The following is a 26,708-nucleotide window of genomic DNA, read 5'->3' on the forward strand; positions in this document are numbered from 1 at the left end:
CTCACACCGCCCTCATCAGCAGGGTCGCGGCGATGAGGATCGCCGTGCCCCCGAACATCGAGACCGCGTAGCTGCGGGCGTAGCCGTTCTGCAGCTTGCGCAGCCGGCCCGAGAGCCCGCCGACCGAGGCGGCCGTGCCGTTGACCACTCCGTCGACCACGCTGTGGTCGAGGTAGACGAGCGAGCGGGTCAGGTGCTCGCCGCCGCGGACGAGGACGACGTGGTTGAAGTCGTCCTGGAACAGGTCCCGGCGGGCCGCCCGGGTGAGGAGCGAGCCGCGCGGGGCGACGACCGGGACGGGCTTCTTGCCGTACATGACCCAGGCGATGCCGACACCGATGACGAGGACGACCATGGTGGCGGCCGTCACCGTCAGGGCGCTGACCGGCGGGTGGCCGTGCTCGTAGCCGGTGACGGGCTCCAGCCAGTTGAGGAAGCGGTCGCCGATCTCGAAGAACCCACCGGCGAAGACCGACCCGAAGGCGAGCACGATCATCGGGATGGTCATGGACTTCGGGGACTCGTGCGGGTGCGGCGCGTGGCCGTCCGCGTCCGGCTGCCAGCGCTTCTCGCCGAAGAAGGTGAGGAGCATGACGCGGGTCATGTAGAAGGCGGTGATGCCCGCGCCCAGCAGGGTCACGCCGCCGAGGATCCAGCCCTGGGTGCCGCCCTTCGCGAAGGCCGCCTCGATGATCATGTCCTTGGAGAAGAAGCCCGACAGGCCCGGGAAGCCGATGATGGCGAGGTAGCCGAGTCCGAAGGTCACGAAGGTGATCGGCATGTACTTCCGCAGGCCGCCGTACTTGCGCATGTCGACCTCGTCGTTCATCCCGTGCATCACGGAACCGGCGCCGAGGAAGAGGCCCGCCTTGAAGAAGCCGTGCGTCACCAGGTGCATGATCGCGAAGACGTAGCCGATGGGGCCGAGGCCCGCGGCGAGGATCATGTAGCCGATCTGCGACATCGTGGAGCCCGCGAGGGCCTTCTTGATGTCGTCCTTCGCGCAACCGACGATCGCACCGAAGAGCAGCGTGACGGCGCCGACGACGGTGACGACGAGCTGTGCGTCGGGCGCCCCGTTGAAGATGGCCCCGGACCGGACGATCAGGTAGACGCCCGCGGTGACCATGGTGGCTGCGTGGATGAGGGCCGAGACCGGGGTCGGGCCCTCCATCGCGTCACCGAGCCAGGACTGGAGCGGCACCTGCGCCGACTTGCCGCAGGCGGCGAGCAGCAGCATCAGGCCGATCGCGGTGAGCGTGCCCTCGGAGGTCTCGCCGACGGAGCCGAGGACCGGTCCGAAGGCGAACGTCCCGAAGGTGGTGAACATCAGCATGATCGCGATCGACAGGCCGATGTCGCCGACGCGGTTGACGAGGAAGGCCTTCTTCGCGGCGGTGGCCGCGCTGGGCTTGTGCTGCCAGAAGCCGATCAGGAGGTAGGAGGCGAGGCCCACGCCCTCCCAGCCGAAGTACAGCAGCAGGTAGTTGTCGGCGATGACCAGCAGCAGCATGGCCGCGACGAACAGGTTGAGGTAGCCGAAGAAGCGGCGGCGGCGCTCGTCGTGCTCCATGTACCCGATCGAGTACACGTGGATGAGCGTGCCCACCCCGGAGATCAGCAGGACGAAGGTCATCGACAGCTGGTCCAGCTGGAAGGCGATGTCCGCCTGGAAGCCCTCCACCGGGATCCAGCTGAACAGCCGCTGGTGCAGGGTCCGGTCGTCGGCGCTCCGCCCCAGCATGTCGGCGAACAGGGCGACGCCGATGCCGAAGGAGACGGCGGCGAGCAGGGTACCGAGCCAGTGACCGACCTTGTCGAGCCGGCGTCCGCCGCAGAGCAGCACCGCCGCCCCGAGCAGGGGCGCCGCCACCAGCAGCGCAATCAGATTCTCCACTGTGTGAACGCCCCTTACAGCTTCATCAGGTTGGCGTCGTCGACCGAGGCCGAGTGGCGGGTGCGGAACAACGACACGATGATCGCGAGGCCCACCACGACCTCCGCGGCGGCGACGACCATCGTGAAGAAGGCGATGATCTGGCCGTCGAGGTTTCCGTGCATCCGGGAGAACGCCACGAACGCGAGGTTGCAGGCGTTGAGCATCAGCTCGACGCACATGAACAGCACGATCGTGTTCTTCCGGATGAGCACTCCGGTCGCGCCGATGGTGAACAGCAGGGCGGCCAGGTACAGGTAGTTGACCGGATTCACTTCGATGCCTCCTCACGGCCGAGGCGGTCCGACGACGCCTGCTCCAGCGCCTTCAGGTCGTTCAGCGCCTCGCTGGACACGTCGCGGATCTGGCCGCGGGCGCGGAGCGTCTTGTTGACGGTCAGCTCGGACGGGGTGCCGTCCGGCAGCAGACCGGCCACGTCCACGGCGTTGTGCCGGGCGTAGACGCCGGGCGCCGGCAGCGGCGGGAGCTGCACCCCGTCGCGCACGCGCTTCTCGGCGAGCTCGCGCTGGGTGGCGGCCCGCTCGGTGCGCTCGCGGTGGGTGAGCACCATCGCGCCGACGGTCGCGGTGATCAGCAGGGCACCGGTGAGCTCGAAGGCGAACACGTACTTGGTGAAGATCAGCGTGGCGAGGCCCTCGACGTGGCCGCCGGAGTTGATCCGGCCGAGCCCGTTGAAGTGGCTGAGCCCGGCCTGGCCGATGCCGGCGATCAGCAGGACGCCGAAGCCGAGTCCGCACAGGACGGCGAGCCAGCGCTGGCCCTTGATGGTCTCCTTCAGGGAGTCGGCGGCGGTGACGCCGACGAGCATGACCACGAAGAGGAACAGCATCATGATGGCGCCGGTGTAGACGATGACCTGGACGACGCCCAGGAAGTACGCCCCGTTGGCGAGGTAGAAGACCGCGAGGATGATCATCGTCCCGGCGAGGCTGAGCGCGCTGTGCACGGCCTTCTTCATGAGGATCGTGGCGAGCGCGCCGATGACGGCGACGGTGCCGAGGATCCAGAACTGGATCGCCTCACCCGTGGAGGTCAGCGAGCCGGCGGCGAGGTTGGCCGCGTCCAGGGAGCCGGCGGGGAGGGCGGTGGTCGCCAGGGCGCTCATGCCTCCACCCCCTCGGCGGGTTCGGCGACCTCGCCCTTGGAGACGGCCGTCTGCCGGACCGTGCCCGGGGCGGCCCCCGTCACCAGCCCCCGGTAGTAGTCCTGCTCGTCGGTCCCGGGGAACACCGAGTGCGGGGCCTCGACCATGTTCTCGGTCAGGCCGGCGAGGAGCTGCTCCTTGGTGTAGATCAGCGACTCACGGCTGGAGTCCGCCAGTTCGAACTCGTTCGTCATGGTCAGCGCCCGGGTCGGGCACGCCTCGACGCACAGCCCGCACAGGATGCAGCGGGCGTAGTTGATCTGGTAGACGCGGCCGTACCGCTCGCCCGGGGAGTAGCGCTCCTCCTCGGAGTTGTCCGCGCCCTCCACGTAGATGGCGTCGGCGGGACAGGCCCAGGCGCACAGCTCGCACCCGATGCACTTCTCCAGACCGTCGGGGTGGCGGTTGAGCTGGTGCCGTCCGTGGAAGCGTGGAGCGGTGGTCTTCTGCTGCTCCGGGTACTGCTCGGTGAGGCGCTTCTTGAACATGGCCTTGAAGGTCACGCCGAAGCCGGCCACCGGGTTCTGCCACTTCTCGTCAGACATTTCCCGCACCCTCCTCTCGGTCGCTGTCGGTGTTCGTGCCGCCGCTGACGATCAGCTCCCGCTCGCTGCGGGACCGTCGGCGCGGTACGGGTGCCAGGTGCTGGCCGGGCTTGGGCGGTACGGGGAACCCGCCCGCCAACGGGTCGAACGGCTCGGCCGCGGCGGCCTTGTCGGCCTGCTCGACGGCGGCCTTCTCGCGTTTGTCCCGGAACAGGTCGACGACGAAGGACAGCAGCAGGATCGCGACGACGGCCCCGCCGACGTACAGGACGATCTCGCTGAAGTCGTAGGCCTCGTTGCGCAGCGCCCGGACGGTGGCGACCAGCATCAGCCAGACCACGGAGACCGGGATGAGGACCTTCCAGCCGAGCTTCATCAGCTGGTCGTAGCGGACGCGGGGCAGGGTGCCGCGGAGCCAGATGAAGAAGAACAGCAGCAGCTGCACCTTGAGGACGAACCAGAGCATCGGCCACCAGCCGTGGTTCGCGCCCTCCCAGTAGGTGGAGATCGGCGCCGGGGCCCGCCAGCCGCCCAGGAACAGGGTGACGGAGACCGCGGAGACGGTGACCATGTTGACGTACTCGGCCAGCATGAACAGCGCGAACTTGATGGACGAGTACTCGGTGTTGAAGCCGCCGACCAGGTCGCCCTCGGACTCCGGCATGTCGAAGGGGGCGCGGTTCGTCTCGCCGACCATCGTGATGACGTAGATGATGAACGACACCGGCAGCAGGATGATGAACCAGCGGTCGGCCTGGGCCTCCACGATCGCCGAGGTCGACATCGACCCGGAGTAGAGGAACACCGAGGCGAAGGCCGCGCCCATCGCGATCTCGTAGGAGATCATCTGCGCGCAGGACCGCAGTCCGCCGAGCAGCGGGTAGGTGGAGCCCGAGGACCAGCCCGCGAGGACGATGCCGTAGATGCCGACCGAGGCCACCGCGAGGATGTACAGCATCGCGATGGGCAGGTCGGTCAGCTGCATCGTGGTGCGCTGGCCGAAGATCGAGACCTCGTTGCCGGCCGGGCCGAAGGGGATCACCGCGATGGCCATGAAGGCCGGGATCGCCGCGATGATCGGGGCCAGGACGTACACCACCTTGTCGGCCCGCTTGACGATGACGTCTTCCTTCAGCATCAGCTTGATGCCGTCGGCGAGCGACTGGAGCATGCCCCAGGGGCCGTGCCGGTTGGGGCCGATGCGCAGCTGCATCCAGGCGACGACCTTGCGCTCCCACACGATGGAGAACAGCACGGTCACCATCAGGAAGGCGAAGCAGAACACCGCCTTGATGACGACGAGCCACCAGACGTCCCTGCCGAACAGCGACAGGTCCTCCGCGGCCAGCTGTACGAGGTCACCGGGTACCGCGTTCACGCTCCCACCTCCGCAGTGGTGTCACCGGTGGCGGCGGCCGGGACCGCCGGTCCGATGCGTACGAGGGTGCCGGGGCGGGCTCCGGTGTCGGAGTACACGCCGGAACCGGTGGAGTTCAGCGGCAGCCACACCACCCGGTCGGGCATTTCGGTGATCCGCAGCGGGAGTTCCACCGAGCCGGCCGGGCCGGTCACCGCGAGGACGTCGCCGTCCTTGACGCCGGTCTCGGCTGCGGTGGCGGCCGACAGGCGGGCCGGTGCCTCGTGCCGGGTTCCGGCGAGGGCCTCGTCGCCCTCCTGGAGCCGGCCGAGGTCCAGCAGCAGCCGGTGGCCGGCGAGCACCGCCTCCCCGGCGGCGGGCCGCGGCAGCGGTACCCGGTCGGTGGACTGCTCGGCTGCGAGCGCGCCCTCCCAGGGTCCGAGCCGTTCCAGTTCCCGGCGTACTGCGTGCACGTCGGGCAGGGCGATGGGCCGGTCCGCGGCGTCGGCCAGCATGTGCAGCACGCGGGCGTCGGCGGGGGCGAGGCGGCGGGTCATCTGGTCGGGCTTGAGGGCGGCCTCGAAGGGACGCACCCGGCCCTCCCAGTTGATGAACGAGCCGGCCTTCTCGGCGACCGCGGCGACGGGCAGGACCACGTCGGCGTGGTCGGTGACCTCGCCGGGCCGCAGTTCCAGGGAGACGACGAAGGCCTCCTGGAGGGCGGTCCGGGCGCGGGCCGGGTCGGGCAGGTCGGTGACCTCGACGCCGCCGACGAGGAGCGCGGACAGCTCGCCGGTGGCGGCGGCCTCCACGATCTGGCCGGTGTCGCGGCCGTGGCGGTGCGGGAGTTCGTCCAGCCCCCAGGCGGTCGCGACCTCGTCGCGGGCCCGCGGGTCGGTGGCGGGGCGGCCCCCGGGCAGCAGCGACGCCAGGGCGCCCGCCTCGACGGCGGCCCGTTCCCCGGCCCGGCGCGGGATCCACACCAGGCGGGCCCCGGTCGCGTCGGCCGCCCGTACGGCGGCGGTCAGCGCTCCGGGTACGCCCGCGAGGCGTTCCCCGACGACGATGACCGCGCCGGGCCGGCGCAGCGCCTCGGCGGCGACGGACCCGCCGGCCTCCAGGCCGGTGCCGGTGGCGAGGGCGTCCAGCCACTCGGGTTCGGTGCCGGGGGCGGCGGCCAGCAGGATGCCGCCCGCCTTGTCCAGGCCGCGGCTCGCGAAGGGGGCCAGCGCGAAGGTCTGCTGCTTGTGCTTGCGGTGGGCCTTGCGCAGTCGCAGGAAGACGCCGGGCGCCTCCTCCTCCGCCTCGATGCCGGCGAGCAGCACGGTCGGCGCGGCCTCCAGCGAGGTGTGGGTGACGCCGGTGCCGTCGAGGTCCTTGCCGGTGCCGGCGACGGAGGCGGCCAGGAAGTCGGCCTCCTCGGCGCTGTGCACGCGGGCCCGGAAGTCGATGTCGTTGGTGTCGAGGACGACGCGGGCGAACTTGGCGTAGGCGTAGGCGTCCTCGACGGTGAGCCGGCCGCCGGTCAGGACACCGGCCCGGCCGCGCGCGCCCGCGAGGCCCTTCGCCGCGGCCTCCAGGGCCTCGGGCCAGCTCGCCGGGGCGAGGACGCCGTCGGCGCCGCGCACCAGCGGGGTGGTGAGCCGGTCCGGGCGCTGCGCGTAGCGGAACCCGAAGCGGCCCTTGTCGCAGACCCACTCCTCGTTGACCTCGGGGTCCTCGGCGGCGAGGCGCCGCAGGACCTTGCCGCGCCGGTGGTCGGTGCGGGTCGCGCAGCCGCCCGCGCAGTGCTCGCACACGCTCGGGGAGGAGACGAGGTCGAAGGGGCGGGAACGGAACCGGTAGGCGGCCGAGGTGAGGGCGCCGACGGGGCAGATCTGGATGGTGTTGCCGGAGAAGTACGACTGGAAGGGGTCGCCCTCGCCGGTGCCGACCTGCTGGAGCGCGCCGCGTTCGACGAGCTCGATCATCGGGTCGCCGGCGATCTCGTTGGAGAAGCGGGTGCAGCGCGCGCACAGCACGCACCGCTCGCGGTCCAGGAGCACCTGCGTGGAGATCGGAACGGGCTTCTCGTAGGTCCGCTTGTGGCCCTCGAAGCGGGATTCGGAGTTGCCGTGCGACATCGCCTGGTTCTGCAGGGGGCATTCGCCGCCCTTGTCGCAGACGGGGCAGTCAAGCGGGTGGTTGATGAGCAGCAGCTCCATCACCCCGCGCTGGGCCTTGTCGGCGACCGGCGAGGTCAGCTGCGTCTTGACGACCATGCCGTCGGTGCAGGTGATGGTGCAGGAGGCCATCGGCTTGCGCTGGCCCTCCACCTCGACGATGCACTGGCGGCAGGCGCCGGCCGGGGAGAGGAGGGGGTGGTCGCAGAACCGGGGGATCTCGATGCCGAGTTGTTCGGCGGCCCGGATGACGAGGGTTCCCTTGGGCACCGACAGCTCGACGCCGTCGATGGTCAGGGAGACCGTGTCCTCGGGGGCCTTGTGCACCTCGCCGCCACCGGCGGGGGCGTTTGTGGTGACGGTCACGCGTTCACCTCCGTGTCAGCCCAGAGGGTCGACTTCCTGGGGTCGAAGGGGCAGCCCTTGCCCGTGATGTGCTGCTCGTACTCCTCGCGGAAGTACTTGAGCGAGGAGAAGATCGGGCTGGCCGCGCCGTCGCCGAGCGCGCAGAACGACTTGCCGTTGATGTTGTCGGCGATGTCGTTCAGCTTGTCGAGGTCGGACATGACGCCCTTGCCGGCCTCGATGTCGCGCAGCAGCTGGACGAGCCAGTACGTGCCCTCCCGGCAGGGGGTGCACTTGCCGCAGGACTCGTGGGCGTAGAACTCGGTCCAGCGGGTGACGGCGCGGACGACGCAGGTCGTCTCGTCGAAGCACTGGAGGGCCTTGGTGCCGAGCATCGAACCGGCCGCGCCGACGCCCTCGTAGTCCAGGGGGACGTCGAGGTGTTCGTCGGTGAACATCGGGGTGGAGGAGCCGCCCGGGGTCCAGAACTTCAGCCGGTGCCCGGGGCGCATCCCGCCGCTCATGTCGAGGAGCTGGCGCAGGGTGATGCCGAGCGGTGCCTCGTACTGGCCGGGGCCGCTGACGTGCCCGGACAGCGAGTACAGGGTGAAGCCGGGGGACTTCTCGGTCCCCATCGACTTGAACCAGTCCTTGCCCTTGTTCAGGATCGCGGGAACCGAGGCGATGGACTCGACGTTGTTGACGACAGTGGGGCAGGCGTAGAGGCCCTCGACGGCAGGGAACGGGGGACGCAGCCGGGGCTGACCGCGCCGGCCTTCGAGGGAGTCGAGCAGTGCCGTCTCCTCGCCGCAGATGTACGCGCCCGCGCCCGCGTGCACGGTGATGTCGAGGTCGAGCCCGCTCCCGAGGATGTCCTTGCCGAGGTATCCGGCCTCGTACGCCTCGCGCACGGCCTCGTGCAGGCGACGCAGGACCGGGACGGTCTCGCCGCGCAGGTAGATGAAGGCGTGCTGCGAGCGGATCGCGTAGCAGGCGATGATCATTCCCTCGATGAGGGAGTGCGGGTTGGCGAAGAGGAGGGGGATGTCCTTGCAGGTTCCCGGCTCCGACTCGTCCGCGTTCACGACGAGGTAGTGCGGCTTGCCGTCGCCCTGCGGGATGAACTGCCACTTCATTCCGGTGGGGAAGCCCGCGCCGCCGCGTCCGCGCAGGCCCGAGTCCTTCACGTAGGCGATGAGGTCGTCGGGCGTCATGGCGAGGGCCTTGCGCAGTCCCTCGTAGCCCTCGTGGCGCCGGTAGGTCTCCAGCGTCCACGACCGCGGGTCGTCCCAGAACGCCGACAGGACGGGGGCGAGGAGCTTCTCCGGACTCGTGCCGTTCTTGCTCAGTTCGGTGGACACGGACATCACTCCCCTCCCTCGGTGCCGGTGTCGCCGCGCGCCTCGCCCCGCGGGTGCACGATCGAGGCGTGCGGAGTCTCGCCGCGCGCGATCCGCAGGCCGATCAGTGAGGCGGGGCCCGCGCCGCCGCTCGCCTCGACGGCGCCCTCGCGCTCGTCGGGGAAGCCGGCCAGGATCCGGGCCGTCTCCTTGTAGGTGCACAGCGGGGCGCCCCGGGTCGGCTCGACGGGCCGGCCGGCGATCAGGTCGTCGACCATGGCCTTCGCCGAGTCGGGGGTCTGGTTGTCGAAGAACTCCCAGTTGACCATCACCACGGGGGCGTAGTCGCAGGCCGCGTTGCACTCGATGTGCTCCAGCGTGACCTTCCCGTCGGGGGTGGTCCCGTTGTTGCCGACGCCGAGGTGTTCCTTGAGCTCGTCGAAGATGGCGTCGCCGCCCATGACGGCGCACAGGGTGTTCGTACAGACGCCGACCTGGTAGTCCCCGGAGGGGCCGCGCCGGTACATCGTGTAGAAGGTCGAGACCGCGGTGACCTCGGCGGTGGTCAGGCCCAGCACCTCGGCGCAGAAGCGGATGCCGGTGCGGGAGACGTACCCCTCCTCGGACTGCGTGAGGTGCAGCAGGGGCAGCAGCGCGGAGCGGCTGTCGGGGTAGCGGGCGATGACCTCCTTCGCGTCCGCTTCGAGCCGGGCCCGGACGTCGGCCGGGAAGTCGGGGGCGGGGAGCTGGGGCATCCCCAGCTGGATGCCTTGCGTTTCACGACGGGCTGTCATCGGTCGACGCCTCCCATCACGGGGTCGATGGAGGCGACGGCGACGATGACGTCGGCGACCTGGCCGCCCTCGCACATCGCTGCCATGGCCTGCAGGTTGGTGAAGGACGGGTCGCGGAAGTGGACCCGGTAGGGGCGGGTGCCGCCGTCGGAGACGACGTGGACGCCGAGCTCGCCCTTGGGGGACTCGACGGCCGCGTAGGCCTGCCCGGCGGGGACCCGGAAGCCCTCGGTCACCAGCTTGAAGTGGTGGATGAGGGCCTCCATGGAGGTGCCCATGATGTTCTTGATGTGGTCGAGCGAGTTGCCGAGGCCGTCGGGTCCCATGGCGAGCTGGGCGGGCCAGGCGATCTTCTTGTCGGCGACCATGACCGGTCCGGGCTCCAGCCGGTCCAGGCACTGCTCGACGATCCGCAGCGACTGGCGCATCTCCTCCAGGCGGATCAGGAACCGCCCGTAGGAGTCGCAGCTCTCGGTGGTCGGCACGTCGAACTCGTAGTTCTCGTAGCCGCAGTACGGGTCCGACTTGCGCAGGTCGTGCGGCAGTCCGGCGGAGCGCAGGACGGGTCCGGTCGCGCCGAGCGCCATGCAGCCGGTGAGGTCGAGGTAGCCGACGTCCTGCATGCGGGCCTTGAAGATGGGGTTGCCGGTGGCGAGCTTGTCGTACTCCGGCAGGTTCTTCTTCATGGTCTTCACGAAGTCGCGCAGCTGGTCGACGGCGCCGGGGGGCAGGTCCTGGGCGAGGCCGCCGGGGCGGACGAACGCGTGGTTCATGCGCAGGCCGGTGATCAGCTCGAAGACGTCGAGGATCAGCTCGCGGTCCCGGAACCCGTAGATCATGATCGTGGTGGCGCCCAGCTCCATACCGCCGGTGGCGATGCACACCAGGTGGGAGGAGAGCCGGTTGAGTTCCATGAGCAGGACGCGGATGACGGTCGCGCGGTCGGGGATCTGCTCGGTGATCCCGAGGAGCTTCTCGACGCCGAGGCAGTAGGCCGTCTCGTTGAAGAACGGCGTCAGGTAGTCCATGCGCGTCACGAAGGTGGTGCCCTGCGTCCAGTTCCGGAATTCGAGGTTCTTCTCGATGCCGGTGTGGAGGTAGCCGATGCCGCAGCGGGCCTCGGTGACGGTCTCGCCGTCGATCTCCAGGATCAGGCGGAGCACGCCGTGGGTGGACGGGTGCTGGGGACCCATGTTGACGACGATCCGCTCGTCGTCCGCGCGGGCCGCCGACTGGACGACCTCGTCCCAGTCGCCGCCCGTGACGGTGTAGACGGTGCCTTCCGTGGTCTCCCGGGAGGAGGCGTGGTTCGTGGACATCAGCTGTACGACCTCCGCTGGTCGGGAGCCGGGATCTGGGCGCCCTTGTACTCGACGGCGATGCCGCCGAGCGGGTAGTCCTTGCGCTGGGGGAAGCCCTGCCAGTCGTCCGGCATCATGATCCGGGTGAGGGCCGGGTGGCCGTCGAAGACCAGCCCGAAGAAGTCGTACGCCTCGCGCTCGTGCCAGTCGTTCGTCGGGTAGACGGAGACGATCGACGGGATGTGCGGGTCGGCGTCCGGGGCGGACACCTCCAGCCGCACGATCCGGCCGTGGGTGAGCGAGCGCAGGTGGTAGACGGCGTGCAGTTCGCGGCCCTTGTCGCCGGGGAAGTGCACGGCGCTGACACCGGTGCAGAGCTCGAAGCGCAGGGCCGGGTCGTCGCGCAGGGTGGAGGCCACGCGCGGCAGGTGCTCGCGCGCGATGTGGAGCGTCAGCTCCGCCCGGTCGACGACGACCTTCTCGATCACGTTGGAGGGCACCAGGTCCTGCTCCTCCAGGGCGCCTTCGAGCTCGTCGACGACCTCGTCGAAGTACGAGCCGTAGGGGCGGGCGCTCTCGCCGGGCAGGGCGACGGTGCGGACCAGGCCGCTGTAGCCGCTGGTGTCGCCGCCGTTCGCGGCGCCGAACATGCCCTTGCGGACGCCGATCACCTCGGGGCCGGCAGGGGTCTCCCGGTCGCGCGGAGCAGGGACGTTATTGCCGTTCTCGACGGCAGGGTCGTCGCTCACCGAAGGAGCCCCTTCATCTCGATGGTGGGGAGCGCCTTGAGGGCCGCCTCCTCCGCCTCGCGCGCCGCCTCTTCCCGGTTCACGCCGAGCTTGCCGCCCTGGATCTTCTGGTGGAGCTTGAGGATCGCGTCCAGCAGCATCTCGGGGCGGGGCGGGCAGCCGGGGAGGTAGATGTCCACCGGAACGATGTGGTCGACGCCCTGGACGATCGCGTAGTTGTTGAACATTCCGCCCGAAGAGGCGCAAACGCCCATGGAGATGACCCACTTCGGAGCGGGCATCTGGTCGTACACCTGCCGCAGCACCGGCGCCATCTTCTGGCTGACCCGGCCGGCCACGATCATCAGATCGGCCTGCCGCGGGGAACCGCGGAAGACCTCCATGCCGAAGCGGGCCAGGTCGTAGCGGCCGGCTCCGGTGGTCATCATCTCGATCGCGCAGCACGCGAGGCCGAACGTGGCCGGGAAGACGGATGACTTGCGCACCCAGCCCGCGGCCTGTTCGACGGTGGTCAGCAGGAAGCCGCTCGGCAGCTTCTCTTCCAGTCCCATGGAGTATTCAGCCCCTCAGTCCCATTCCAGGCCGCCGCGGCGCCAGACGTAGGCGTAGGCGACGAAGACGGTGAGCACGAAGAGCAGCATCTCGACGAGCCCGAAGATCCCCAGGGCGTCGAAGGTGACGGCCCAGGGGTAGAGGAAGACAACTTCGATGTCGAAGACGATGAAGAGCATCGCCGTCAGGTAGTACTTGATGGGGAAGCGACCGCCGCCGGCGGGCATCGGAGTGGGTTCGATGCCGCACTCATAGGCTTCCAGCTTTGCCCGGTTGTACCGTTTTGGGCCGATCAGCGTGGCCATGACCACGGAGAAGATCGCAAACCCTGCGCCGAGGGCGCCGAGCACGAGGATGGGCGCGTACGCATTCACGCTCCTCGCTCCTTCCAGTCGTCCTTGACCGTTGGACCGCTGCCGGCGCCGCGTGTCCCGCCTCGCGAAGATCACCCCGGAGTCGGAACGGGGGCATGTGAGGCAGTTCACAAGCCGGACTGCTGCGCATCTTATGCCTGCCGGTCTGTGATCTGCGACACGGGTAACAACACCGAGTTTGTGATCTCCACCACCTGACGAACGATCATGAAGCCCGCTGAGTGGTGATCTTCGTACGCAAGGCATCCACATGATCACCAAAGGTGACATTGACGCTCGTCGTCGCAGGTGGAGCGCCGGTTGCCCTATCAAATGGTGGCCCTTGCAGGCAAATTGGCGGGAGGGCGGGGAGGGTGGTAAAGGAATCGCCGTCGCCCGACCGGGGGAAGCCGACGGGACGGGAGTGGACGCGCGGGCGGTGCGGGCGCGCGCGAGGGGGGAATGCGGGCACCGCGAGCGGGTACCCGGGGGGCCGGTGGCCGGAAGTCGACGGCGGGATGAAAGGGGAGCGGATGCTGTGCATCCGTTCACGAACCGCACAGCATGCTCACAGTCGGATCACGGACCGGCCACAGAGCCTCCGAAGCCCGAGGTTACTGTGACCTGTGTCACACGGAATCCGGGCCGCCGAAAGAGGGCTTGGCCATCTGTGCGGGTCAGTGGTAGGCCCTGGATAAATTCGGACTAAACACTGAAACCCCATGATCACAGGCTTGTGAAAGGGTGTCCGTTACGCCCGTTACGGCGTCAATAAGGCCCGCGACGCGCCCGGTTAACGCCCTCCGCGCGCAACTGTGGCGCAGACCACGTTTCTTGAAGCGGACGCCCACCCCCTGATAGCGGTTGTTCTCATGTCCCACACCGCTCACATACCCAGCCACCGGAAGCCGCGCCGCAGCGCCTCGAAGCTCGCGGTCCGCGCCGGAGTTGCCGGTGGCGTTCTCAGCACCCTGGCCATGGCCGGGACCGCGAGCGCGACCCCGTCCGCGGAGCCCGTGGCCGAGACGACGATGGAAATGCCGGTCCTCGAACTGAACCTCGGCGCCGAGGTGTCCTCCGCGGTCACCACGGCCGCCGAGACCACCCGCGTCGCGGCCGTCGAGGCCGCCGTGGAAGGCGAGCTGAACGCCCAGGAGGAGAGCGCCCGTACGGGTGCCGCCGCCGAGGCGAAGCAGGCCAAGGAGACCGCGCAGCAGGCCGCCGAGAAGAAGGCCAAGGAGGAGGCGGACCGCAAGGCCGACGCCGAGCGCGCCGCCCGCGACTCCGAGCGCACCTCCCTCCAGACGGCCTCGGGCTCCAACACCTCCGCCGAGCAGGGCTCCTCCACGCCCTCCAAGGGCTCCGGTTCGGGCAGCGGCTCGGGCCAGGGCAGCGGCACCGTCACGGCGCCCGTCAAGGGCTCCGCGTCCGCCATCCTCAACTTCGCCCGCGCGCAGCTCGGCAAGGCGTACGTCATGGGCGGCACCGGCCCGTCCTCGTTCGACTGCTCCGGGCTCGTCCAGGCCGCCTACAAGCAGGCCGGGATCTCCCTGCCGCGCACCTCCCAGGCGCAGTCCACCGCCGGCCGCTCGGTGTCCCTGAGCGCCCTGCAGCCGGGCGACATCGTCTACTGGGGCGCCAAGGGCAGCGCGTACCACGTCGCCGTGTACTCCGGTGGCGGCAAGTTCATCGGTGCCCAGAACCCCAACACCGGGATCGTCGAGCGCCCCATGAACTACGACATGCCCACGGGCGCCGTCCGTCTCCTCTGATCGGACCGCTCGTCACGAAGGGCCGGTACTCCCCCGCTCGGGGGTGGAGTACCGGCCCTTCGTCGTGCCCGGGGGCGGCGCACCGGAAATCCGCCGGACCGGGCCGAAGTCGCCCGCCATCGCGCCGGCGCCCATTGCGCCGGCGCCCATTGCGCCGATGTCCATTGCGTCGATGTCCATTGCGCACCGCGAGGAGAAGCGAATTCCGGGGCGGCCGGGAAAACTCCGGCACCGATTCCCGTCACCCCGCCCCGCATGCCGGCGCATTCGCCGGTCCTTTCCCGGACTCTCTCACCGGCGCTTTCCGCAATCCCACTGACGCCCCATCAATACCTTTGTATGACAAGCCACTTGTCACGCAACCGGCGTCGCGACCAGGATCGGCATCGGCGGTCGCGGGCCCGTCCCGTAGGGCTCGTGCGACACCACCGAACACCCGCGTCCCGCCCCGCATCCCGCCCCGAGGAAAGCGTCTCCAACCATGCGCAAAACCCTGCCCGTCGTGGTCCTCGCCCTTTCTCTCGCACTCAGCGCCTGTTCCGGGGAAAAGGACCCTTCGGCGAGCGCCAGTCCGCCTCCGGGCGCGGCCGAGGTCGCCTACTACGACTGCCTGAAGGACAAAGGCGTTCCGGTCGTACTGCTCGACAACGGGACGCCCCGCGTCGACAAGGACAAGCCGCACGAAACGCTCCCCGCCGCCGAGGCGGCCTGCCGGTCGAAGCTTCCGGCACCGGCCTCCGCCGCGCCCGTCACCCCGGAGGTCCTGGCCGCCGCCCGCGAGGAGTCCGAGTGCGTGCGCGCGGAGGGCATCTCCTGGTACCCGGATCCGGACCCGGTGACCGGCACCGCCGACGAGCGGTCCGCGCCCGCGGAACAGACCGACGAACTCAGGAAGAAGTACCTCGAAGCCACCCGTAAGTGCCGCGAGGCGAACAAAACGCTCCGGTGACGTACGGGGCTCCCGCGGACCGGCGTTCGACGACCGCGCGGACCCTGCGAAGATGGACGGCGGTACACCCCGGCCCGCGCGGGCCGGTCCGATCCCTGGAGGTGGTGGTGCCGTGAACACCGAGCCGTACGAAACCCCCGGCGCCGCCGACGCAGGCGCCGCACCGGCCGCCACCGGACTCGCCCTCCTCGCGGCGGGCGGCTGGCTGCTGACCACCACCCGCCCCTGGAACAGGCCGGGCCACCCGCTGGCCCTGGGCCTCGAATGGACCGCCTCGGCAGCCCTGCTCCTGACGGGCCTGCTGCTCCTGGCGCACGGCATACGCGCGGTGCACGGCCACCCGAACCCACCGACCGAACCGGGCCCGGGCACCTGAGGCCCCCGGGCCCGCGCCCGCGATGACGACCGCGACCGGCGGCGTTCGGCCGGCGGGTTCGGCCGGCGGGTTCGGCCGGCTCGCGGTCAGGCCTTCGGGGCCACCTTGCTCAGGCCGTTGATGATGCGGTCCATCGCGTCGCCGCCCGTCGGGTCGGTCAGGTTGGCCAACATCTTCAGCGTGAACTTCATCAGTACGGGGTGGGTCAGGCCGCGCTGCGTGGCCAGCTTCATCACCTTCGGGTTGCCGATCAGCTTCACGAAGGCACGGCCCAGCGTGTAGTAACCGCCGTACGTCTCCTTCAGCACCTTCGGGTAGCTGTGCAGCGTCAGTTCGCGCAGCGACGGCGTGGCACGGGAGTGGGCCTGCACGATGACATCGGCGGCGATCTGCCCGGACTCCATCGCGTAGGCGATGCCCTCGCCGTTGAACGGGTTGACGAGGCCGCCCGCGTCACCGACGAGCAGCAGCCCCTTCGTGTAGTGCGGCTGCCGGTTGAACGCCATGGGCAGCGCCGCCCCGCGGATCGGCTGCGTCATGTTCTCCGGGGTGTAGCCCCAGTCCTCCGGCATGGACGCGCACCACGCCTTGAGGACCTCGCGCCAGTCCAGCTCCTTGAACGCGGAGGAGGAGTTCAGGATGCCGAGACCGACGTTGGACGTGCCGTCGCCCATGCCGAAGATCCAGCCGTAGCCGGGCAGCAGCCGGTCCTGCGGACCGCGCCGGTCCCACAGCTCCAGCCAGGACTCCAGGTAGTCGTCGTCGTGCCGCGGCGAGGTGAAGTACGTACGGACCGCGACGCCCATCGGGCGGTCCTCGCGCCGGTGCAGGCCCATCGCGAGGGACAGCCGCGAGGAGTTGCCGTCGGCGGCGACGACCAGCGGCGCGTGGAAGGTGACCGGGGTCTTCTCCTCGCCCAGCTTCGCCTGCACGCCCGTGATGTGCCCGGTGCGCGGGTCGCGCACGGGCTCGCCGACGTTGCACCGCTCGTACAGCCGCGCGCCGGCCTTCTGCGCCTGACGGGCGAGCGTCTCGTCGAAGTCGTCGCGCTTGCGGACGAGTCCGTAGTCCGGGTAGGAGGCGAGTTCCGGCCAGTCCAGCTGGAGCCGCTGCCCACCGCCGATGATCCGCAGACCCTTGTTGCGGAGCCAGCCCGCCTCTTCCGAGATGTCGATGCCCATCGACACGAGCTGCTTGGTGGCACGCGGGGTCAGACCGTCACCGCAGACCTTCTCGCGCGGGAACGCCGTCTTCTCCAGCAGCAGGACGTCCAGTCCGGCCTTGGCGAGGTAGTAGGCGGTGGTGGAGCCGGCCGGACCGGCGCCGACGACGATCACATCCGCGGAGTGTTCGGAGAGGGGCTCGGTCACTGCGGGGTCTCCCGAAGGCTCGATATAGGGTGCCAGGCGGCACCGGACAAGTGCAGTCTAAGCAGCGAGAGAGATCACGATCCGAAGGGCTGCCCCCTATGACCACCTCGCCCACCCGGCCCCTCCCCGACGTACGCCTGCGCGTACCCACCCACGAGGACGCCCACGCCTGGCACGGGGTCTTCGACGACCCGGACGTGATGGAGTTCCTCGGCGGCCCCGCCGAACTGTCCTCGTACGTCGAATTCACCGCCCGGCAGCGGATGCACGACGCCCAACTCGGCCACTGCCTGTGGACATTGCTGGACGCGGAAGGCGAGGTCATCGGCTTCACCGGGGCGCAGCCGTGGCCGGCGGAGAAGGCGTGGGGGCCGGTCGGTGAGATCGAGATCGGCTGGCGCCTCGGGCGCTCCGCGTGGGGGCGGGGCTACGCGTACGCGGCCGCGCTGGCCGCGCTGGAGCGGGTGCGGGAGGCGGGGGTGCCGCGGGTGGTCGCGATGATCGACGACGCGAACGCGCGGTCGATCGCTGTCGCGGAGCGGCTGGGGATGACGCTCGCGGAGCGGTTCCTGCTGCCGAGCGGTACGCGGTACGGGCGGCGCTACGAGTTGGTCTTCGACGCCGGCTGAGTGCGTTGACGTTCCCGTCCCCACGGTGAGGGGTTCCGGGGCGGGGGGTGCCTTGCGGGTGTGCCGCTGCGCGGGGCCGTTCCCCGACCCGCCCTTTCTCCGTTTCCCGGGCTCCGCCCGGACCCGGGGGCCCGGGGGCTGCGCCCCCGAACCCCTTCCGGGGCTCCGCCCCGCACCCCGCGCCTCAAACGCCGGCGGGGCTGGACGGGGCGCGTCTCCGGTCCCGCGCCTCAAACGCCGGCGGGGCTGGTTTCTGCCGCCCGCGGCCTGGCCGGGCCGGCGTCAGAAGACCGACAGGCCCGTCAGGGTCGTGAAGCGGTCCAGGGCGGCAACGCCCGCCACCGAGTTGCCCTGGGCGTCGAGGCCCGGGCTCCAGGCCGCGAGGGTGCACAGGCCCGGGACGACCGCGACGATGCCGCCTCCGACGCCGCTCTTGCCCGGCAGCCCGACCCGGTAGGCGAACTCCCCCGCCGCGTCGTACGTCCCGCAGGTCAGCATCACCGCGTTGATCTGCTTGGCCTCGCTGCGCGTCAGCAGCCGCGAGCCGTCCGCGCGCAGCCCGTGCCGGGCCAGGAAGCGGCCGGCCAGGGCGAGGTCGGCGCAGCTCATCTCGATGGAGCACTGCCAGAAGTAGTGCTCCAGCAGCGCCGGTACCGGGTTGTCGATGTTCCCGTACGAGGCCATGAAATGGGCGACGGCCGCGTTCCGGTCGCCGTGTTCCTGCTCGGACGCGGCCACCTCGGCGTCGAAGCCGAGGCCCGGGTTGCCGCTCTCCTGACGCAGGAACTCCAACAGTTCGCTGCTCGCGTCGCCGGTCAGGCTCTGGAGCCGGTCGGTGACGACGAGCGCGCCCGCGTTGATGAACGGGTTGCGCGGGATGCCGTTCTCGTACTCCAGCTGGACGAGGGAGTTGAACGGGTTGCCGGACGGCTCCCGCCCCACCCGCTCCCACAGGCTGTCGCCACCCTCTGCGAGGGCCAGGGCCAGCGAGAACACCTTGGTGATCGACTGGGTGGAGAACGGGGTCCGCCAGTCGCCGACGCCGAAGACGTTGCCGTCGAGGTCGGCGAGCGCCATGCCGAAGCTACGGGGTTCCACCGTCGCGAGCGCCGGAATGTACTCGGCGGGCGTGCCGCTGCCGACGAGCGGGGCGACGTCCGCGGCGACCTGCTCCAGCAGCGCCGCCCAGTCGAAGGAGCCGGTCTCCACCACCGTCCGCTACGCCTTGGTGCCGCGGTGCAGGGCGACGATGCCGCCCGTCAGGTTGCGCCAGGCGACGTTTCCCCAGCCGGCCTTCTGCAGGAGCGCGGCCAGCGCCGGCTGGTCCGGCCACTCGCGGATCGACTCGGCGAGGTACACGTACGCGTCCGGGTTCGACGACACGGCGCGGGCCACCGGCGGCAGCGCGCGCATCAGGTACTCCATGTAGACGGTCCGCAGCGGCGCCCACGTCGGCTGCGAGAACTCGCAGATCACGACCTGGCCGCCGGGCTTCGTCACCCGGTACAGCTCGCGCAGCGCGGCGTCGGTGTCCTGGACGTTGCGCAGCCCGAAGGAGATCGTCACGGAGTCGAAGACGTCGTCCTTGAACGGCAGCTTCGTCGCGTCGCCCGCGGTCAGCGGCAGCCAGGAGTGCTTCTTCTTGCCCTCGCGGAGCATCCCGAGGGAGAAGTCGCAGGGGACGACGTACGCACCGGTCGCGGCGAACGGCAGCGAGGAGGTGGCCGTGCCGGCGGCGAGGTCGAGGACCTTCTGTCCGGGACGGGCGGCGACCGCCTTGGCGACCGCCTTGCGCCACACCCGGTCCTGGCCGAGGGACAGGACGTCGTTGGTGAGGTCGTAGTTCGCCGCCACACCATCGAACATGGAGGCGACTTCGTGCGGCTGCTTGTCCAGGGAAGCCCTTGTCACTGGCGTTGGCCCCTCGCTGTGCGGATCGACAGATACGCAGCCATCCTCTCAGGCCGCCCGCCACGCCCCCGCCCACGCCCCCGCCCGTGCCCCGGTCCGGCCCGGGACTGGCCCCGAGGACAGTTGTGGTGCGGCGTGCGGGTGGGTTGACTGGGCGCGGGCTCCCACCGCACCGACGGCCCGGTAGGGCACGGGCACACTGGGTGCCCTCACCTAGCAAAGGGCTCACGCATGCCGGCAGGCCGCTCGACCGGTCGTCCCAGAAGTGGTTCGCGCGCGCTGCGCCGGGCCGAACGCCGTAGACGGCTGCGCCGTACGATCCTCGGCACGACGGCGCTGATCGCGCTCACCGTCACCGCGTACACCATGGCCCCCGGCAACCCGGAGGTCGCCACGGTCGCCGACGGGCGGGGCGCGCCGCCCACGGAACGCGCCCCGGAGGAGGCCTCCGCGGGCTCCCCCGCGCCCGGCTCCCCCGCGCCCCGGCAGAGCCGCCGCGCAACGGCGGAGCCGTCCAGGGGCCACACCGCGTCGCCCTCCGCACCGGCCTCCCCGAAGGCGTCGGCGTCGGCGGGCCCGTCCGCGCCGGCCGCGGGCCCGGGGGTGTTCACGGCCTCCACCGTCGCCGGTCAGGCCCAGGGCAAGGGACCCGCGCGGAGCTGGCGGGTCGAGGTCGAGCAGGGCAGCGGGGTCGACGCGAACGCCGCCGCCCGCGCCGTCGAGGCGGTCCTCGGGGATCCGCGCGGCTGGATCCGCGACCCGGCGTACGGATTCCGGCTGGCCGGGCCCGGACAGCCCGTGGACTTCACCGTGAAGATCGCCACGCCGTCGACCACCGACCGGCTGTGCGAGGTCCTCACGCCCGAACTGGTCGGCGAGACCAACTGCCGGGCCGGGCACACCGTAGTGGTCAACCTCAAGCGCTGGCAGGAGGGGTCCCCGCAGTTCAGCGGGACGGTGGAGGAGTACCGGGCGCTGATCGTGAACCACGAGGTGGGCCACGAACTCGGTCGAGAACACGAGACCTGCCCCGGGGCCGGGCAGCCGGCGCCCGCGATGATGCAGCAGATCAAGGGGCTGCTCGGCTGTACGTCCAACGCGTGGCCGTTCGACGCCGCGGGAACCTACCTGGCCGGTCCGCGCGTCCCCTGACACAGGAGCGTCCGGGGTGAGGAGCGGGAAACGTGCGCGTCGTCAGCTTCAGCGTCCCCGCCTGGTTCCCGTCCTACGCCGCCGAACCGCCCCGGGTGCGGTTGACGGAGCAGGAGTCGGCGGTGTTCCTGTTCCTGGCGACGGGCGCCTCCAACGCGGAACTCGCCGCCGAGCTCCAACTGTCGGTCAGCACCGTCAAGTTCCACGTGGGCAACATACGGGCCAAGCTCGGCGGCATCAGCCGCCTCCAGGCCTGCCTGCTGGCCGCCCTCGCCCGCGACGGCCGCCTCCAGGAGCCCGAGCGGCCCGGTGAACTCCCGACCGGCGACGGCGTCCCGACCGCCGACGCCGCCCCGCTCAGCGGCGCCGGTGCAGCAGACGGCCCCCGATGACGGTCGCCACGCAGGTGTCCGCGCCGAGCACGGCGAGGTCCTCCGGGGACGGCACCGCGAACACCGCGAACCGGGCCGGCGCGCCGACCGCCAGGACCCCGTGGAAGGCGTCCTCGGCGCTCTCCCGACCGGCGAACGGATCCAGCGCCGGCCGCCCCTCGTAGGGGACCGGCGGCAGCACGGCGAGACCCGAGCGGACCACCGCGGTGCGCACCGATCCGACGGTGAACCGTCCGGCGACCGCCACCACCCCGCGCGCGAGCAGCTTCTGCGTGCCGCGGCGGGCGCTGTTGCCCCAGCGCGCCTCGGTCATCCCCAGCGCGTCGAGGGCGTCCCGCCCGGTGATCGGATCCGCCCCGAGCTCGGTGATCTCGTACGGGTCGTCCGGGTAGTACGTCCGCTCCAGCAGTTCGTCGGCGCCGCGCGCCAGGAGCCCCGGCGTCAGCACGCCGGGCCAGCGCCGCACCCGGGCGTGCGGGGCGTCCGCGGCGAGCTCCTCGTACGGGCCCGCGCGGACGATCCGGTCGCCGTCGACGAGGACGGCGCCGCCCTCCAGCGGCGTCGACCCCGCTCCGGTGAGGAGGAGTTCGGCGGTGTGCAGCGTCAGCATCGGGCGTCGGTCCCCGCCGTCAGTTCGAGGAGATGAGCTTCAGCTCGGGGTGCGCGGTGCCGCCCTCGATGGCGATGGAGGAGATGTGCGAGGCGACGCGGTCGTCGACGGGGTCGTTCGCCGGGTCGTCGTGCACGAGGAGGTGCTCGTACGTCGTCGCACGCTGTGCCGGGGTGCGGCCCGCCTTGCGGATCAGGTCGATGATCTCCTGCCGGTTCGAGCGGTGCTTGGCACCGGCCGAGGAGACGACGTTCTCCTCCAGCATGATCGAACCGAGGTCGTCGGCGCCGTAGTGCAGGGACAGCTGCCCCGCCTCCTTGCCGACGGTGAGCCAGGAGCCCTGGATGTGGGCGACGTTGTCGAGGAACAGCCGCGCGATGGCGATCATGCGCAGGTACTCGAAGACGGTCGCCTGGGTGCGGCCCTTGAGGTGGTTGTTCTCGGGCTGGTACGTGTACGGGATGAACGCGCGGAAGCCGCCGGTGCGGTCCTGCGTGTCCCGGATCATCGCGATGTGCTCGATGCGCTCGGCGTTGGTCTCGCCGGTGCCCATCAGCATCGTGGAGGTGGACTCCACGCCCAGCCGGTGGGCGATCTCCATGATCTCCAGCCAGCGCTCGCCGGACTCCTTGAGCGGGGCGATCGCCTTGCGGGGCCGCGCGGGCAGCAGTTCGGCGCCGGCGCCCGCGAAGGAGTCCAGGCCGGCGGCGTGGATCCGCTGGATGGCCTCCTCCGCCGAGACGCCCGAGATGCGGGCCATGTGCTCGACCTCGGACGCGCCGAGGGAGTGGATGACCAGCTGCGGGAATTCCTTCTTGATGGCCCCGAAGTGGTGCTCGTAGTACTCGACGCCGTAGTCCGGGTGGTGCCCGCCCTGGAACATGATCTGGGTGCCGCCGAGCTCCACGGTCTCCGCGCAGCGGCGCAGGATGTCGTCGAGGTCCCGGGACCAGCCCTTCTTCTTGTCCTTGGGCGCCGCGTAGAAGGCGCAGAACTTGCACGCCGTGACGCACACGTTGGTGTAGTTGATGTTGCGCTCGATGATGTACGTCGCGATGTGCTCCGTACCGGCGTAGCGCAGCCGACGTGCGGCGTCGGCGGCCTGGCCGAGCGCGTGCAACGGGGCGTGCCGGTAGAGGTCGAGGGCCTCTTCCCGAGTGATCCGGCCCCCTGCGGCGGCACGGTCGAGGACAGACTGGAGAGCGGCCTGGTCGGTCACCGGTGCGTCACCTTTCGGCGGTGTGTCAAGGGTCCGGACCGATCCAGCGTACGCCAGGGCCGGTGCGCCCCGATCAGGGGCCGGGTGCGGCGCCGGCACGGGCCGGTCAGGGGCTGCGCGTGAGGTCGCCCTCCGGGTTACCGGCGGCCCGGTCGCCCGACGTGTAGTGCAGGGTCCCGTTCGCGTTGAGGGCGAACCGTTCGTCGGCGGAGCCGTTCGAGCAGATGCCGGGGGCCGGGTTGGGGCCGCCCGAGGTGTCCAGGACGAGCGAGCGGTCGGTGGCCGACGTCAGCTTCCAGTCGCCGCCGCAGTCGGTGCCGAGGAGTTCGACGACCGACTTGTCGCGGGCCACGACCTCGCCGACCTTGCCGCCCCTGATGGTGATCTCGAACTCGCTCGGGACACCCATGCGGGCGGTCGTGACGGTCCCCTTCCAGGTCCCGACCAGTTCCTTCGGTACGTCGCCCCGCGTCCCCCGGGGCGGGGTCGACCCGGACGCGGAGGGGCCGGCCGACGGGGTGGTGGCGGGTGGGGACGCCGCCGGGTCGGTGTCCGCCGGCGCGGACCCCGAGGGACGGGGACCGCTGCTCGCGGACTCACGGCGCCCGTCGTCGCCGGGGAACAACCCCATTCCGTACAGACCGCCGGACACCGCCGCCAGGACGGCCGCCGCCGCGAGGACGACGGTGCAGCTGAAGCGCCGCCCGGCCGCGCTCACCGTGACCCGGCGCCCGTCGAGAGCCGGCCGCGGGCCGGGCACGCCGCTGGCGGTCCCGCCCGTCCCACCGGTCCCGTCGGGGCCGCCGCCCGCCGTCTCCGTGGGAGCGGCGTGCGCCGCGCCGCCCGCACCGAAGGCGCCGTACGGGCCCGCCGGGGCGGAGTACGGGGAGCCGCCCGTGCCCCCGGGGCCCGGGAGGGCGCCGCCGTAGGAGGGGTCCGGCGCGCCGTAGCCGGCCCCCGCGACGGGTCCGGAGGAGGCGGACGTCCACGGCACCGGCCCCGAACCGGCCTCCTGCCCGGGACCCCCGGTCCCGCCCGCCCCGGCGGGGTCGGCGTCCAGGTCCAGCAGGGCGACGGCCGCCCGGCTCGCCTCCTCCACCAGCGGCGCCGGCAGCCACCCGGGGGCGGCCGGCGCGGCACCCAGGGCCACCACCAGATCCTCGGGCGCGGGCCGCTCGGACGCCGCCTTGGCCAGGCAGGACTCGATGAGCGTGCGCAGTTCCCCGGCCGGGATCCCGTCGAGCTCCGGCGGCTCGTGCACCACCTTGTAGAGGAGGGTCGCCGAGTTGTCGCCGCTGAAGGGGGGCCGTCCCGTCGCCGCGAAGGCCAGGACGGCGCCCAACGAGAAGACGTCCGCCGCCGCCGTGATGCCCTTGCCGAGGATCTGCTCGGGCGACATGTAGCCCGGCGAGCCGACGGACACCCCGGTCGAGGTCAGCGAGGCCGTGCCGTCCGTGGCCCGGGCGATCCCGAAGTCGATCAGCCGGGGCCCGTCGAGGGTCAGCATCACGTTCGACGGCTTCACGTCCCGGTGGACGAGGCCCAGCGCGTGCACCGCGACCAGGGCCCGCGCCAACCCCGCGCCGACGGCCCGCACCGCGGCCGCGGGCAGCGGCCCGTGCCCCGCCACGGCCCGGTCCAGGGAGGGGCCCGCCACGTATCCCGTCGCCACCCACGGCACGGCCGCCTCCGGGTCGGCGTCCAGCACCGGCGCCGTCCACTCCCCGCCGACCCGGCGCGCGGCCTCCACCTCACGGCGGAACCGGGCCCGGAACTCCTCGTCCGAGGCGAAGTGCGGGTGCACGATCTTCACCGCCACGGTCCGGCCGCCGGCGCTGCGCCCCAGGTAGACGCGGCCCATGCCGCCCGCACCGAGCCGGCCCAGCAGCCGGTACGCCCCGATCGTCCGCGGTTCACCGGCTTCGAGCGGCTGCATCGCTTCCCCGTCCCCCGCGCTGTGTGACGTCACCTGAACACCACAGCACCTTAGGGCTTCGACCCCGCCCGCGGTGGGCCGCCGGAGGGGTACGAGGAGGAGGGGGCACGAGGGGCGGGAACACGAGGAACACCGGCGCCCCCGGCGCCGCCACCGGGACCGTGTCCGCCCGGCCGCGGTGGAACCCCCGGCAAATGCGTGCATTTCCCGGGGGAGGTTCCCCCGCCCGTTTGCGGTACACGAGGGCGAATGGGGAACGAATTCCCGGGAAACCGCGCATTCACTTTCCGGAAGCGGAATCGCCCCGGGGATAACCCGCCCGGGGCTTACGGAGCGGCCACCTCCAGGAGCTCCACGGCGACATCCGAGGAGTAACCGGTCGTGGGCCCCGTACGGCGTGCGAATTCGCGTACGCCGGCCAGTTGTTCCGGGCCGAAACGGAAGTCGAGCGTGGTGAAGTAGCGCTCCAGCAGCTCGGCATCGAAGGCCTCCCAGCGGGCGGCCTGCTTGGCGACCTTGGCCACTTCCGCGAGGGAGACGTCCCGGGAGGCGAGGAAGGCCCGGTGGACCTTGGAGACGACGTCGGGCTCGCGGGCCAGGTAGTCCTTGCGGGCGGCCCAGACGGCGAAGACGAACGGCAGCCCGGTCCAGTCCTTCCACATCTGCCCGAGGTCGTGGACGGCCAGCCCCAGCCGGGGCGCGTCGTGCAGCGAGGCGCGCAGCGCGGCGTCGCCGATCAGCACGGCCGCGTCGGCCTCCTGCATCATCACCCCCAGGTCAGGGGGGCAGGAGTAGTACTCGGGCGCCACCCCGTACTGCTCGGCGAGGAGCAGTTGGGCGAGGCGGACGGAGGTCCGGGAGGTCGATCCGAGGGCGACCCGGGCGCCGTCGAGCTGCTCCAGCGGGACCTGCGAAACGATGACGCAGGACATGACGGGGCCGTCGCAGCCGACCGCGAGGTCGGGGAAGGCGACGAGCTCGTCCGCGTTGCGGAGGTACTCGACGAGGGTGATGGGCGCGATGTCGAGCTCGCCCCGTACGAGGCGCTCGCTGAGTTTCTCGGGGGTGTCCTTGGTCAGCTCCAGGTCCAGCAGCGTGCCGGTTCGGGCCAGTCCCCAGTAGAGGGGCAGGCAGTTCAGGAACTGGATGTGGCCGACGCGGGGCCGGCTGCGGTAGACGTCCACATCGCGAGACTAGCCCCCGGCTCTCCGTCAGCCATCGCGCGGGTCTCAAACGTCCGGGTGACGTGATCTTTCCCTCTGGTCTCCGCCACAGGGTGCGTGCTAGGCTCGACGCAAGTTGCAGTTTGGTTTCCCTTGCAGTACGAGGCCTGCGGAGAATGTGACCCGCAGGCTTTTGTAGTTTTCAGACTTCTTAGCAGGTTCTGGAGCAGGGCGACCCTTTGGCCCATAGGAGGGCTCATGGCTACCGGAACCGTGAAGTGGTTCAACGCTGAAAAGGGCTTCGGCTTCATCGCCCAGGACGGCGGCGGCCCGGATGTCTTCGTCCACTACTCCGCGATCAACGCCTCTGGCTTCCGCTCCCTGGAGGAGAACCAGCAGGTGACCTTCGACGTCACGCAGGGTCCGAAGGGCCCGCAGGCGGAGAACGTTATCCCGGCCTAGTCGCCTGGCCGACCGGATCGCGGTTGGATTAAGCAGTACCCAAGGAGCCCTGGCTCCTCCGTGCGAGCGGAGGTGGCGGGGCTCCTGCCTTTTCGCCCGTGCCCCGTGCCCCGTCGCGCGGGACAGGGGGAAGGGGAGAAGGCCGCCGGCCGGTCACCGTGGGAACGG

At 71.0% G+C, this 26,708-nt stretch carries 26 protein-coding genes; 7 read left to right on the forward strand and 19 right to left on the reverse strand.

Translation table 11 applies throughout. The annotated features are described in order from the left end of the window. Position 1 precedes the first annotated feature (1 nt). The 12 genes from nuoL to ACFVS6_RS36580 are packed head-to-tail and all read right to left on the reverse strand — an operon-like array spanning position 2 to position 12,620. Positions 2-1,897, reverse strand: a complete 1,896-nt coding sequence (nuoL, locus tag ACFVS6_RS36525) for an NADH-quinone oxidoreductase subunit L (protein ID WP_389710854.1) — start codon at positions 1,895-1,897, stop codon at positions 2-4. Between the two features lie 14 nt (positions 1,898-1,911). After that, positions 1,912-2,211: an NADH-quinone oxidoreductase subunit NuoK gene (gene nuoK, locus ACFVS6_RS36530; RefSeq protein ID WP_389710855.1), complete on the reverse strand. Its 300-nt coding sequence runs from the start codon at positions 2,209-2,211 to the stop codon at positions 1,912-1,914. Continuing rightward, the gene (locus tag ACFVS6_RS36535) at positions 2,208-3,062 is read right to left on the reverse strand and encodes an NADH-quinone oxidoreductase subunit J (protein WP_389710856.1); all 855 of its coding nucleotides are present in this window, start codon (positions 3,060-3,062) and stop codon (positions 2,208-2,210) included. Before ACFVS6_RS36535 ends, nuoK begins: the two co-directional genes overlap by 4 nt. Beyond that, complete coding sequence (nuoI, locus tag ACFVS6_RS36540) at positions 3,059-3,646, reverse strand: NADH-quinone oxidoreductase subunit NuoI (RefSeq protein WP_281205118.1); 588 nt, start codon at positions 3,644-3,646, stop codon at positions 3,059-3,061. The genes ACFVS6_RS36535 and nuoI overlap by 4 nt, the downstream gene beginning before the upstream one ends. Further along, positions 3,639-5,024 (reverse strand): NADH-quinone oxidoreductase subunit NuoH, encoded by a 1,386-nt coding sequence (nuoH, locus tag ACFVS6_RS36545; RefSeq protein ID WP_389710857.1) that lies wholly within the window; start codon positions 5,022-5,024, stop codon positions 3,639-3,641. The genes nuoI and nuoH overlap by 8 nt, the downstream gene beginning before the upstream one ends. Then, positions 5,021-7,531: an NADH-quinone oxidoreductase subunit G gene (locus tag ACFVS6_RS36550; RefSeq protein WP_389710858.1), complete on the reverse strand. Its 2,511-nt coding sequence runs from the start codon at positions 7,529-7,531 to the stop codon at positions 5,021-5,023. Before ACFVS6_RS36550 ends, nuoH begins: the two co-directional genes overlap by 4 nt. Then, positions 7,528-8,877 carry an NADH-quinone oxidoreductase subunit NuoF gene (nuoF, locus tag ACFVS6_RS36555; RefSeq protein ID WP_389710859.1) on the reverse strand — a complete coding sequence of 450 codons (1,350 nt, stop codon included), beginning with the start codon at positions 8,875-8,877 and terminating at the stop codon, positions 7,528-7,530. The genes ACFVS6_RS36550 and nuoF overlap by 4 nt, the downstream gene beginning before the upstream one ends. After that, a complete protein-coding gene (gene nuoE / locus ACFVS6_RS36560) occupies positions 8,877-9,605 on the reverse strand; it encodes an NADH-quinone oxidoreductase subunit NuoE (protein ID WP_389710860.1) in 729 nt (242 codons plus the stop codon). Before nuoE ends, nuoF begins: the two co-directional genes overlap by 1 nt. A gap of 35 nt (positions 9,606-9,640) precedes the next feature. Further along, the gene (locus ACFVS6_RS36565) at positions 9,641-10,963 is read right to left on the reverse strand and encodes an NADH-quinone oxidoreductase subunit D (RefSeq protein WP_389710861.1); all 1,323 of its coding nucleotides are present in this window, start codon (positions 10,961-10,963) and stop codon (positions 9,641-9,643) included. After that, on the reverse strand, positions 10,963-11,694 hold the full coding sequence (locus tag ACFVS6_RS36570; protein WP_389710862.1) for an NADH-quinone oxidoreductase subunit C: 732 nt from the start codon (positions 11,692-11,694) through the stop codon (positions 10,963-10,965). Before ACFVS6_RS36570 ends, ACFVS6_RS36565 begins: the two co-directional genes overlap by 1 nt. Then, entirely contained in the window at positions 11,691-12,245 is a 555-nt protein-coding gene (locus tag ACFVS6_RS36575) for an NADH-quinone oxidoreductase subunit B family protein (RefSeq protein WP_266381642.1), read from the reverse strand. The genes ACFVS6_RS36570 and ACFVS6_RS36575 overlap by 4 nt, the downstream gene beginning before the upstream one ends. Before the next feature lie 15 nt (positions 12,246-12,260). Then, positions 12,261-12,620 carry an NADH-quinone oxidoreductase subunit A gene (locus ACFVS6_RS36580; RefSeq protein ID WP_030773548.1) on the reverse strand — a complete coding sequence of 120 codons (360 nt, stop codon included), beginning with the start codon at positions 12,618-12,620 and terminating at the stop codon, positions 12,261-12,263. Between the two features lie 851 nt (positions 12,621-13,471). Here ACFVS6_RS36580 and ACFVS6_RS36585 point away from each other — a divergent pair. The 3 genes from ACFVS6_RS36585 to ACFVS6_RS36595 all read left to right on the forward strand — a co-directional run bounded on the left by ACFVS6_RS36585 (position 13,472) and on the right by ACFVS6_RS36595 (position 15,696). Continuing rightward, complete coding sequence (locus tag ACFVS6_RS36585) at positions 13,472-14,371, forward strand: C40 family peptidase (RefSeq protein WP_389710863.1); 900 nt, start codon at positions 13,472-13,474, stop codon at positions 14,369-14,371. A 481-nt stretch (positions 14,372-14,852) separates the two neighbouring features. Further along, a complete protein-coding gene (locus ACFVS6_RS36590; protein ID WP_389710864.1) occupies positions 14,853-15,320 on the forward strand; it encodes a hypothetical protein in 468 nt (155 codons plus the stop codon). 112 nt (positions 15,321-15,432) lie between these two features. Next, complete coding sequence (locus ACFVS6_RS36595; protein WP_389710865.1) at positions 15,433-15,696, forward strand: hypothetical protein; 264 nt, start codon at positions 15,433-15,435, stop codon at positions 15,694-15,696. Between the two features lie 86 nt (positions 15,697-15,782). Here ACFVS6_RS36595 and ACFVS6_RS36600 read toward each other — a convergent pair whose 3' ends face one another. Next, entirely contained in the window at positions 15,783-17,066 is a 1,284-nt protein-coding gene (locus tag ACFVS6_RS36600; protein ID WP_362881947.1) for a geranylgeranyl reductase family protein, read from the reverse strand. A gap of 98 nt (positions 17,067-17,164) precedes the next feature. On the opposite strand from ACFVS6_RS36600, the gene ACFVS6_RS36605 reads away from it, so the two are divergent. Continuing rightward, positions 17,165-17,695 (forward strand): GNAT family N-acetyltransferase, encoded by a 531-nt coding sequence (locus ACFVS6_RS36605; RefSeq protein WP_389710866.1) that lies wholly within the window; start codon positions 17,165-17,167, stop codon positions 17,693-17,695. Between the two features lie 282 nt (positions 17,696-17,977). Here ACFVS6_RS36605 and ACFVS6_RS36610 read toward each other — a convergent pair whose 3' ends face one another. Together ACFVS6_RS36610 and ACFVS6_RS36615 are read right to left on the reverse strand one after the other, a co-directional pair. Further along, positions 17,978-18,874, reverse strand: coding sequence for a glutaminase (locus tag ACFVS6_RS36610; protein WP_389710874.1), 897 nt, complete (start codon positions 18,872-18,874; stop codon positions 17,978-17,980). 39 nt (positions 18,875-18,913) lie between these two features. Then, positions 18,914-19,606 (reverse strand): demethylmenaquinone methyltransferase, encoded by a 693-nt coding sequence (locus tag ACFVS6_RS36615; protein WP_389710867.1) that lies wholly within the window; start codon positions 19,604-19,606, stop codon positions 18,914-18,916. A gap of 231 nt (positions 19,607-19,837) precedes the next feature. Between ACFVS6_RS36615 and ACFVS6_RS36620 the strand changes: the two genes are divergently transcribed. Both ACFVS6_RS36620 and ACFVS6_RS36625 read left to right on the forward strand, forming a co-directional pair. Then, positions 19,838-20,758 carry a DUF3152 domain-containing protein gene (locus ACFVS6_RS36620; RefSeq protein WP_389710868.1) on the forward strand — a complete coding sequence of 307 codons (921 nt, stop codon included), beginning with the start codon at positions 19,838-19,840 and terminating at the stop codon, positions 20,756-20,758. 32 nt (positions 20,759-20,790) lie between these two features. Continuing rightward, positions 20,791-21,150, forward strand: coding sequence for a helix-turn-helix transcriptional regulator (locus ACFVS6_RS36625; protein ID WP_389710869.1), 360 nt, complete (start codon positions 20,791-20,793; stop codon positions 21,148-21,150). On the opposite strand, the gene ACFVS6_RS36630 is transcribed toward ACFVS6_RS36625, so the two are convergent. The 4 genes from ACFVS6_RS36630 to ACFVS6_RS36645 form a co-directional block, all read right to left on the reverse strand. Beyond that, a complete protein-coding gene (locus ACFVS6_RS36630; RefSeq protein ID WP_389710870.1) occupies positions 21,116-21,760 on the reverse strand; it encodes a hypothetical protein in 645 nt (214 codons plus the stop codon). The genes ACFVS6_RS36625 and ACFVS6_RS36630 overlap by 35 nt on opposite strands. A 19-nt stretch (positions 21,761-21,779) precedes the next feature. Next, complete coding sequence (mqnC, locus tag ACFVS6_RS36635; protein WP_281205095.1) at positions 21,780-22,979, reverse strand: cyclic dehypoxanthinyl futalosine synthase; 1,200 nt, start codon at positions 22,977-22,979, stop codon at positions 21,780-21,782. A gap of 106 nt (positions 22,980-23,085) precedes the next feature. Continuing rightward, on the reverse strand, positions 23,086-24,915 hold the full coding sequence (locus tag ACFVS6_RS36640; RefSeq protein ID WP_389710875.1) for a serine/threonine-protein kinase: 1,830 nt from the start codon (positions 24,913-24,915) through the stop codon (positions 23,086-23,088). Positions 24,916-25,241: 326 nt separating this feature from the next. Then, positions 25,242-26,099 (reverse strand): menaquinone biosynthetic enzyme MqnA/MqnD family protein, encoded by an 858-nt coding sequence (locus ACFVS6_RS36645; protein ID WP_389710871.1) that lies wholly within the window; start codon positions 26,097-26,099, stop codon positions 25,242-25,244. A gap of 237 nt (positions 26,100-26,336) precedes the next feature. Here ACFVS6_RS36645 and ACFVS6_RS36650 point away from each other — a divergent pair, with 237 nt between their 5' ends. Beyond that, the gene (locus tag ACFVS6_RS36650; RefSeq protein ID WP_015610594.1) at positions 26,337-26,540 is read left to right on the forward strand and encodes a cold-shock protein; all 204 of its coding nucleotides are present in this window, start codon (positions 26,337-26,339) and stop codon (positions 26,538-26,540) included. Positions 26,541-26,708 lie beyond the last annotated feature (168 nt).

This window comes from Streptomyces sp. NPDC057939, assembly GCF_042887545.1.
Lineage (GTDB): Bacteria > Actinomycetota > Actinomycetes > Streptomycetales > Streptomycetaceae > Streptomyces.